Source organism: Streptomyces sp. SID486, from assembly GCF_009865385.1.
Classification (GTDB): Bacteria; Actinomycetota; Actinomycetes; order Streptomycetales; family Streptomycetaceae; genus Streptomyces.
Window position 1 is genome coordinate 1 of sequence record NZ_WWJT01000113.1, and the last position, 8,980, is coordinate 8,980.

Below are 8,980 nucleotides of genomic sequence, written 5' to 3' on the forward strand. Positions count from 1 at the left end.
TCCCGCTCCGGTCCGGCTCCCGCTCCGGTCCCCGTCCGCTCCGCAGCTAGCGTGCGACCAGCCTGCGTGCCGCCTCCTTGATGGAGGCCCGCAGGCGGTCGCCGTCGCTGTCCCGCGTCCCGGCGAGGATGCGCCGCATCTGCGGGACCACGGTCATCCAGTTGGTGAGCGCGGTCAGCAGGATCAGCAGGTCGCCGGCCGGGATGGCGTCGGTGATGACGCCCCGGGCCTGGCCGTCCTCGATCGCGGCGGTCTTGCGGGCGTAGTGGTCCTGGCGGGCCGCCTCGTCGGGCAGTTCGGCGCTGCCGTACTCGATGCCCTCCCAGAAGAGCAGGCGCAGCAGCTCGGGGTGGGTGGCGTGGTAGTCGAGGAGGCGGTCCACCCAGCCGTCGATGTCGTCGGGGTCGACGGGCACGGCCGACGCCAGGTCGACCATGCACCGGCCGAGGACCTGGGTGAACAGCTGGGCCTTGTTTCCGAAGTAGGCGTAGATCAGCTGCTTGTTGGCCTTGGCCTCGGCGGCGATGCGGTCGATGCGGGCACCGGCGATGCCGTGCCGGGCGAACTCGGCGACCGCCGCCTCGAAGATACGGGCCCTGGTGGCCTCGGGGTCCCTCACTGCTGCCATGGGGACAGGGTAGGACGCCGAAACCAGGTAACCAACTATTTGGTTGACGGGGAATGCGGCGCCGGTGCACGCTGTTGGCAGCTACCAACCAACCAGTTAGTTGTCTGAGTCGGCGTTAAGGAGTACCCCTGCTCATGCCGTCAGCCACCGCTGTCCGCCAGGCATCCGCGGTCCGGACCCCCATCGGCGGACGACCGGCCTCCGGCTCCCTGTTCCTCCTGCTCATCGCCGTCTGCACCGCCGTCACGGCCGCCAACATCTACCTCGCGGCCCCGCTCCTCCCCCTCATCGCCCAGGACTTCGGCACCACCCCCGCCGCCGTGGCCTGGACGGCCTCGGTGGCCCAGCTCGGCTACGCGGCCGGTCTGCTCTTCTTCGCACCGCTCGGCGACCGCGTCGACCGCCGCCGGCTCGTCGCCTGGCTGTCCGTGGCCACCACGGCGGCGCTGCTCCTCGCGGCCGTGGCCCCGGGCATCGCGGCCCTCGCCGTCGCCGTGTTCTTCGCCGCCGCGGCGACCGTCGTCCCGCAGCTGCTCGTGCCGCTGGTGGCCGCGCGCGCCCCGGCCGACCGGCGCGCCCGGCATGTCGCGGCCGTCGTCGCCGGGCTGTTCACCGGCATCGTCGCGGCCCGCGTGCTCGGTGGCCTGGTCGGACAGGGCTTCGGCTGGCGCTGGGTGTTCGCCGGGTCGGCCGTGCTCACGCTGGCCCTGGGCCTGGCCACCGCCCTGGTCCTGCCGGCCGAGCGGCGCGTGCGGCGGGGCGGGCTGTTCTCGGGCCCGGCGGAGCTGCCGGGTCTGCTGCGCCGCTCGCCCGAGCTGTGGCGCGCGTGCCTGCGGCAGGCGGGGATGTTCGGCGCGTGGAGCGCCCTGTGGACCTCCCTCAGCCTGCTGCTGACCGGCCCCGGCTACGGCCTGTCCACCGCGACCGCCGGCCTGTTCGGCCTCTTCGGCCTGACCGCGAGCGCGGTGGCACCGCCGGCGGGCGGCCTGGTGGACCGGTTCGGTGCGGCGCGGGTCGTCGGCACGGCCTACGCGCTGGCCGCCGTCGCCGTACCGCTGTTCTGGCTGGGCGGCCACGTGCTGCCGGCGCTGTTCGCCGCGGCGATCGCGATCCACGCGGCCCTGGTCGCCTCCCACGTCGCCAACCAGACCCTGGCCCTGACCACGACCTCCACACCGGCGACCGCCAACACGGCCTACGTCGTCTCCGGCTTCGCCGGCGGCGCCCTCGCCTCCGCCGCCGCGGGCCCCGCCTTCGGGCACTGGGGCTGGGCCGGGGTGTGCGCCGTGGCGGGGCTGTGGCTGGTGCTGGGCTGGGCGGGCACGGCCGGCGGGCGCGGGCGCCGGTGACGACGAGCGGCCCGTCCGGGTCCGGCGGTGCCGGGGCCCGTACGCCGGGCGCGGCGCGAGGCCGCGCCCGGTCCGATGCGGTCCCGTCAGAGACCGCGGGGGGGGTGATCCCGCCGGAGCGTGTGGGACGCGAGCCCCCCGGAGTGCGCGGGACCCGGTCCCGGCGGAGTCCGCGGGACGCGGTCCAGCGAAGTCCGCGGGACGCGGTCCAGCGAAGTCCGCGGGGCGCGGTCCAGCGAAGTCCGCGGAACGAGGTCCGGCGGAGTCCGCGGGGCGCGGTCCCGTCAGAGGCGGGTGACGTCCAGCCGGCCGTCCGCGTACTGCCGGCGCAGCACCTTCTTGTCGAACTTGCCCACGCTCGTCTTCGGCACGGACTCGACGACCGTCCAGCGCTCGGGCAGCTGCCAGCGGGCGACCCTGCCCTCCTCGGCGAGGAAGGTGCGCAGGGTCTCGAAGTCGACGCTGGCGCCCGGCCGCAGGACCACCGTGGCCAGCGGACGCTCGCCCCACTTGTCGTCGGGTACGGCGACCACGGCGGCCTCGGCGACGTCCGGGTGGGACATCAGCGCGTTCTCCAGCTCGACCGAGGAGATCCACTCGCCGCCGGACTTGATGACGTCCTTGGCGCGGTCGGTGAGGGTGAGGAAGCCGTCGGCGGAGATCGTGCCGACGTCCCCCGTCTTCAGCCAGCCGTCCTCGCTGAACTTGTCGGCCGGGCGCAGGGGTTCGGCGTCCGGGCCGTTGTAGTAGGCGCCCGCGATCCAGGGGCCGCGCACCTCCAGCTCACCGGCGGACTCGCCGTCCCAGGGCAGGCGGGCGCCGCCGGGGCCGGTGAGGCGGGCCTCGACGCCGGCCGGGAAGCGGCCCTGGGTGAGGCGGTAGCCGAACTCCTCGTCGGTGCCGACCGCGTGCGCCGGCGGGCGGGCTACCGTGCCGAGGGGGGAGGTCTCCGTCATGCCCCAGGCGTGGCACACGCGCATGCCGAGCCGGTCGAACGCCTCCATCAGGGAGGGCGGGCAGGCCGAACCGCCGATCGTGACCTGGCCGAGGCAGGACACGTCCCGGGGGCGCGCGGTGAGCTCGCCGAGCAGGCCCTGCCAGATGGTCGGGACGGCCGCCGCGTGGGTGGGCCGCTCGCGCTCGATCATCTCGGCGAGCGGGGCGGGCTGCAGGAAGCGGTCCGGCATCAGCATGTTGACGCCGGTCATGAAGGTGGCGTGCGGCAGGCCCCAGGCGTTGACGTGGAACTGCGGCACGACGACGAGGGAGGTGTCCTCGTCGGACAGTCCCATGGACTGGGTCATGTTGACCTGCATGGAGTGCAGGTAGATCGAACGGTGGCTGTACACCACGCCCTTGGGGTCGCCGGTGGTGCCGGAGGTGTAGCACATGGCGGCGGCCCGGCGTTCGTCCAGCTCCGGCCAGTCGTAGGAGGTGGACCGGCCCGCGATCAGCTCCTCGTACTCGTGCACCCGTGCGCCGGCGCCCGCCAGCGGGCCGCGGTCGCCGGGGCCGGAGACGACGATGTGCTCCAGCGTCGGCAGCTTCGGCAGCAGCGGTGCGAGCAACGGGATCAGCGAGCCGTCGACGAGGACGACCTTGTCGGCCGCGTGGTTGACGATCCACACCAACTGCTCGGCCGGCAGCCGCAGGTTGAGCGTGTGCAGCACCGCGCCCATGGAGGGGATCGCGAAGTACGCCTCGACGTGCTCGGCGTTGTTCCACATGAGCGTGGCGACCCGGTCGTCGCCGGTCACCCCCAGCTCGTCGCGCAGGGCGTGCGCCAGCTGGGCGGATCGCGCTCCCACCTCGGCGAAGGTGCGCCGGTGCGGCTCGGGCTCACCGGTCCAGGTGGTCACCCGCGACGATCCGTGGACCGTGGCCCCGTGGGTCAGGATCCTGGAGATCAGCAGCGGTACGTCCTGCATGGTGCTCAGCACGGAGTCCTCCCGGCGACATTGCCTACGCGGTGGTAGAGGTTGCGCTGATTCTGCGCACATACCACGCGGTATGTCACTAGGGGGTGCGTCACTTCGGCGCGGCGGGGCCGGATCTAGCGGACCGGTACCAGGTCGGGGTCCTCCCGCAGCTTGCCCAGCGCGCGGGACACCGCCGACTTCACCGTGCCCACCGACACGCCGAGCACCTCGGCGGTCTGCGCCTCGCTGAGGTCCTCGTAGTACCGCAGGACGACCATCGCCCGCTGCCGGGCCGGCAGCCGCAGGACCGCCCGCCACATCGCGTCGTGCAGCGCCTGCCGCTCGGCCGGGTCGTCGCCGCCGGACACCGGCTCCGGCTCCGGCAGCTCCTCGCAGGCGAACTCGTCCACTCTGCGCTTGCGCCACTGCGAGGTCCGGGTGTTCACCAGCGCCCGGCGCACATAGCCGTCGACCGCCCGGTGGTCCTCGATCCGCTCCCAGGCCACGTAGGTCTTGGCGAGCGCCGTCTGCAGCAGGTCCTCGGCATCGCTCGGGTTCGCGGTCAGCGAGCGCGCCGTGCGCAGCAGCACCGGCTGGCGGGCCCGCACGTACGAGGCGAACGACGGGTAGGCGGGGGTGCCGCCGCCCGAGCGGTGCCGAGCGTGCGGGAGGCCCGGCCGCCCGGGTGCGGCGGCGTCCGAGGCGCTGGTGCAGACGGGTGTGGTCATGCCTCCACGCTAGGAGCGGCCCCACCGCGGCGGATCGGCCGCAGGTCCCGAAGCGGAGTCCCCCTCAGGTTGTAGGGGTGGGGGTGGCTGCACCTCCTGAAGGTGGACTGCGGGTCCGACCGTCTGCGGGTCGGACCCTGAGGGCTCAGCCGTCCGCCGTCAGGACCAGCCCCGATGTCGGCACCCCGGTACCGGCGGTCACCAGGGTGCGGGACGCCCCGGGGATCTGGTTGACGGCCGTGCCCCGCAGCTGCCGGACGGCCTCCGCGATGCCGTTCATCCCGTGCAGGTACGCCTCCCCGAGCTGACCCCCGTGGGTGTTGAGCGGCAGATGCCGCTCCGCCACGAAGTCCGCCGCCTCACCCCTTCCGCAGAAGCCGAACTCCTCCAGCTGCATCAGCACGAACGGGGTGAAGTGGTCGTACAGGATGCCCACGTCGACGTCCTGCGGGCGGAGGCCGGAGGTGCGCCACAACTGCCGCGCCACCACGCCCATCTCCGGCAGCCCGGTCAGGTCGTCCCGCTGGAAGCTGGTCATCTGCTCCTGGGCCCGGCCCGCACCCTGGGCCGCCGCCGCGATCACGGCCGGCGGGCGCGCCAGGTCCCGGGCCCGCTCCAGGGAGGTGACGACGACCGCCTGTCCGCCGTCGGTCTCCTGGCAGCAGTCCAGCAGGCGCAGCGGCTCGGCGATCCAGCGGGACGCGGCGTGGTCGGCGAGGGTGATCGGACGGCCGTGGAACCAGGCGGCCGGGTTGGTCGCCGCGTACCCGCGGTCCACCACGGCCACGTGCCCGAACGCCTGCGGTGTCAGCCCGTGGGCGTGCAGATACCGCTGGGCCGCCATCGCCACCCAGGAGGCCGGGGTGAGCAGCCCGAACGGCAGTACCCAGCCGAGCGCCACCCCTTCCGCCGAGGGCTCCCGGTGTCGCACCCCCGCGCCGAACCGGCGGCCCGACCGCTCGTTGAACGCCCGGTAGCAGACCACGACCTCGGCCACGCCGGCCGCCACCGCGAGCGCGGCCTGCTGGACGGTGGCGCAGGCCGCCCCGCCGCCGTAGTGCACCCGGGAGAAGAAGGACAGCTCGCCCATCCCGCACGCCTGGGCCACGGTGATCTCCGGGCTGGTGTCCATCGTGAACGTCACCAGGCCGTCCACGTCCGTCGGGGTGAGCCCGGCGTCGTCGAGCGCGGCCCGCACCGCCTCCGCGGCCAGGCACAGTTCACTGCGCCCGGAGTCCTTGGAGAACTCGGTGGCCCCGATGCCGGCGATCGCCGCGCGTCCGCCGAGGGTGTCCCGGGTGCGCAGGCTCATGGCGCGGCCTCCTCGGCCGGGAGCGTGACGGTCACCGTCCCGGTCACGTGCGTGCCGGTCCCGTTGGCGCCGACGACCCGGACGACGGCCGTGTCCCCGTCGACCTCCTCGACGCGGCCGGTCAGCACCATCGTGTCCCCCGGGTGGTTGGGCGCCCCCAGCCTGATGGCGACCTTGCGGAGCACCGCCGCCGGGCCGAAGTGGTCCGTGACGTACCGGCCGACCAGGCCGTTCGTCGTCAGGATGTTCATGAAGACGTCCGGCGCGCCCTTCTGCCGGGCCAGCTCCGCGTCGTGGTGCACGTCCTGGTAGTCCCGGGAGGCGATCGCGCCGGCCACGATCAGGGTGCGGGTGACCGGGATCTCCAGCGCCGGCAGCCGCTCGCCGGCCCTCACCGCTCCACCGCCTCGAACACCGGCAGCGTCAGCTCCTCGTCGTACCGCCGGAACACGAGCCGTACCGGCAGCCCGATGCGCACCTTGTCGTACGGCACCCCGGTCACGTCGCTCACCATCCTGACTCCCTCGGCGAGTTCGACCAGGCCGACCGCGTACGGGGGGTCGAAGGCCGGGAACGGCGGGTGGTGCAGCACCACGTAGGAGTGGACCGTGCCCTCGCCGCTCGCCTCCACCGTGTCCCAGTCCGGGCTGCCGCAGGCGTTGCAGCCGGGCAGCCAGGGGTGGCGCAGGGTGCCGCAGGACGTGCAGCGCTGGATGAGGAGGCGGTGCTCGGCCACGCCCCGCCAGAAGCCGGCGTTGTCCCGGTTGACCACCGGGCGGGGCCGCAGGGTCCGGGCCGCACGGGCGGCGGGGGCGTACTTGAGGATGCGGAAGCGGTGGGTGCCCACCGGCTCGCCGCCCACCCGGACCACCATGCGGGTCGTGACGAAGTAGCCGGTGCCCAGCCTGGTCGTCTTGCGGGCCGAGACCTCCTCGATCACCGTGTCGAAGGTGACCTCGTCGCCCGGTCTGAGCGGCCGCAGGTACTCCTGCTCGCAGTCGGTGGCCACCACGGAGGTGCAGCCCGCGGCGTCCAGCAAGCTGAGGAGTTCGTCGTACGCGCCGGTGCGGTCCCGGTGTCCGCTCAGGCCGCCCATCGTCCAGACCTGGAGCATGGTGGGCGGGGCGATGGCGGCGGGGCCGGTGTAGGCGGGGTTGGTGTCACCCAGGGCCTCGCACCAGTGGCGGATCATCGGTGCGTTCACCGGGTCCTTGCCGACGCCGGTGAGGGCGGCCGGCCGGCCCTCGAACTCCGCCAGTTGCGCGCCGAGTTCGTCGTACGGCTGCTCGTCTCTCACGCCACCACCCCCTGGTTCGGGCCCCGGGACAGTTTCTGACTGTCCGTCAGATGCGGTGGGGTGTCAAGGCCGGCCACCGAGGGCCGCCCCGGTGGAACGCCGACGCGGCGGCACCGAAGTGCCGCCGCGCGGACGTGTCGCGACCCCGGAGCACACCCCGCGAGCGCCCTCGGTCAGGAGGGCCCTCGCCCGAGGCTCACCAGAGGTGGGTGAAGTGGATGGCGACGTTCTCGTTGCCCTGCTGGATGGCCGTGAACGCGGATCCGTTGACCTGGGCGGTGTTGCTCTGGTTCGAGGCACCGGAACCGACCGCGTTCTGGTTCGTGGTGGACGAGTTCCCGTGGTTGTTGCCGCCGACCCCGCTGCCGACGACGCTCGCCACACCAGCGTTCGATCCGTCGTTCGCGAGGGCGCCGTTGTCCGCCGTCGCGACACCGGCGAAGAGGGCGGCGGCGAGCGGAAGAGCGGAGACGGCGGCGATGACGCGAGCGGTACGGATGCTTGCCATGTTGTTCCTCCAGAACCAAGCACTCAGTGAACTACGGCTTTCGTCAGGGCAGTTGGCCGACCGCCTTGACTGTCGTGGACGACGTCGCGGAACCAGATTTGCCCACCGAATCCCCGGCGAACCACCCCGGAAGCCGTGATTCGCACGCAAGCGTGATGACAAGTCGATAAACCTCTATCGATGCCTTTAGCCACTTCCCCTCCCATGCCCAGTAAGTACGGACTTCCCCCACCCGGGCGGCACAAGGAGTGAAACGTTCCGGCACCTTTCCGGCCAGTCCCCCGGAACCGGCGCGCCGCAGGGGGAGCGCCCTTTCCTTTTTCGAACGTACGTACGAACATGGAGGGCATGGCCACCACCGACCGGCAGGCCACCACGCTGGCCCTCGCACACGCCCTGTCAGCCGCGGAGCGCGGCCTGGCCGTCATCCCCCTGTCCCGGACCAAGCTCCCCGCCCTGCGCTCCCCGCACCGCGACGACCCGGACCCGGCCGGGCGCACCTGCCACGGCGCCTGCGGACGCTTCGGCCACGGCGTGTACGACGCCTCCACGGACCCGGCCCGCATCCGCGCGCTGTTCGCCGCCGCACCCCGGGCCACCGGCTACGGCATCGCCTGCGGGCTGCCGCCGTACCACCTGATCGGTGTCGACCTGGACACCAAGACCGGCACCGACGCCCCGGCCGCCCTGCGCGAGCTGGCCCTGCGCCACCTGTTCACGATCCCCGAGACGGTCGTCGTGCTGACCCCGAGCGGAGGCCGCCATCTGTGGCTGGCCGGCCCGCCGGACGCCGTCGTACCGAACTCGGCCGGCCGGCTCGCCCCCGGCATCGACATCCGGGGCGCCGGCGGCTACCTCGTGGGCCCCGGCTCCCGCACCGACCACGGCGTCTACACCGCCGCGCCCGGTACCGCCCACCTGCCTCCCGCACCCTGCCCGCCGTCCCTGCTCCGCCTCCTGCTGCCCCCGCCGCGCCCCCACCACCCGGCCCAGCCCGCCGCCGGCGACCACGGCCGAGGACTGGTCCACTTCGTGCTCGGCGCGCACGAGGGCCAGCGCAACACCCGCCTGTTCTGGGCGGCCTGCCGCGCCTACGAGAACGGCATCGGGCCCGCCCTGACCGCTCCCCTGACCGAGGCGGCCGTCCACACCGGCCTGACGGAACGCGAAGCGCGCGCGACCATCGCGTCCGCGGCCCGGATGACGGGGCACCGACCGTGACGGGCCCCCGCCGATCCG

The 8,980-nt window shown here is 73.5% G+C and carries 9 protein-coding genes; 2 read left to right on the top strand and 7 right to left on the bottom strand.

What is annotated here, in order from left to right:
* Positions 1–46: 46 nt before the first annotated feature.
* Positions 47–628: a TetR family transcriptional regulator gene (locus GT045_RS05630; protein ID WP_202516873.1), complete on the bottom strand. Its 582-nt coding sequence runs from the start codon at positions 626–628 to the stop codon at positions 47–49.
* Positions 629–762: 134 nt separating this feature from the next.
* Between GT045_RS05630 and GT045_RS05635 the strand changes: the two genes are divergently transcribed.
* Positions 763–1,977: an MFS transporter gene (locus GT045_RS05635; RefSeq protein ID WP_161333471.1), complete on the top strand. Its 1,215-nt coding sequence runs from the start codon at positions 763–765 to the stop codon at positions 1,975–1,977.
* Positions 1,978–2,261: 284 nt separating this feature from the next.
* Here the strand turns inward: GT045_RS05635 and GT045_RS05640 are convergent, their stop codons facing one another.
* From GT045_RS05640 to GT045_RS05665, 6 genes are all read right to left on the bottom strand, one after another.
* Positions 2,262–3,917 (bottom strand): long-chain fatty acid--CoA ligase, encoded by a 1,656-nt coding sequence (locus GT045_RS05640; protein ID WP_161296692.1) that lies wholly within the window; start codon positions 3,915–3,917, stop codon positions 2,262–2,264.
* 113 nt (positions 3,918–4,030) lie between these two features.
* Positions 4,031–4,624 (bottom strand): SigE family RNA polymerase sigma factor, encoded by a 594-nt coding sequence (locus GT045_RS05645; protein ID WP_161296690.1) that lies wholly within the window; start codon positions 4,622–4,624, stop codon positions 4,031–4,033.
* Positions 4,625–4,769: 145 nt separating this feature from the next.
* On the bottom strand, positions 4,770–5,936 hold the full coding sequence (locus GT045_RS05650; RefSeq protein ID WP_161333472.1) for a lipid-transfer protein: 1,167 nt from the start codon (positions 5,934–5,936) through the stop codon (positions 4,770–4,772).
* Positions 5,933–6,331 carry a MaoC/PaaZ C-terminal domain-containing protein gene (locus GT045_RS05655; protein WP_161296686.1) on the bottom strand — a complete coding sequence of 133 codons (399 nt, stop codon included), beginning with the start codon at positions 6,329–6,331 and terminating at the stop codon, positions 5,933–5,935. The genes GT045_RS05650 and GT045_RS05655 overlap by 4 nt, the downstream gene beginning before the upstream one ends.
* Entirely contained in the window at positions 6,328–7,233 is a 906-nt protein-coding gene (locus GT045_RS05660; RefSeq protein ID WP_161333473.1) for a bifunctional MaoC family dehydratase N-terminal/OB-fold nucleic acid binding domain-containing protein, read from the bottom strand. Before GT045_RS05660 ends, GT045_RS05655 begins: the two co-directional genes overlap by 4 nt.
* Before the next feature lie 196 nt (positions 7,234–7,429).
* On the bottom strand, positions 7,430–7,741 hold the full coding sequence (locus GT045_RS05665) for a hypothetical protein (RefSeq protein ID WP_161296682.1): 312 nt from the start codon (positions 7,739–7,741) through the stop codon (positions 7,430–7,432).
* Positions 7,742–8,089: 348 nt separating this feature from the next.
* On the opposite strand from GT045_RS05665, the gene GT045_RS05670 reads away from it, so the two are divergent.
* A complete protein-coding gene (locus GT045_RS05670; protein WP_161296680.1) occupies positions 8,090–8,962 on the top strand; it encodes a bifunctional DNA primase/polymerase in 873 nt (290 codons plus the stop codon).
* The last annotated feature ends 18 nt before the right edge of the window (positions 8,963–8,980 follow it).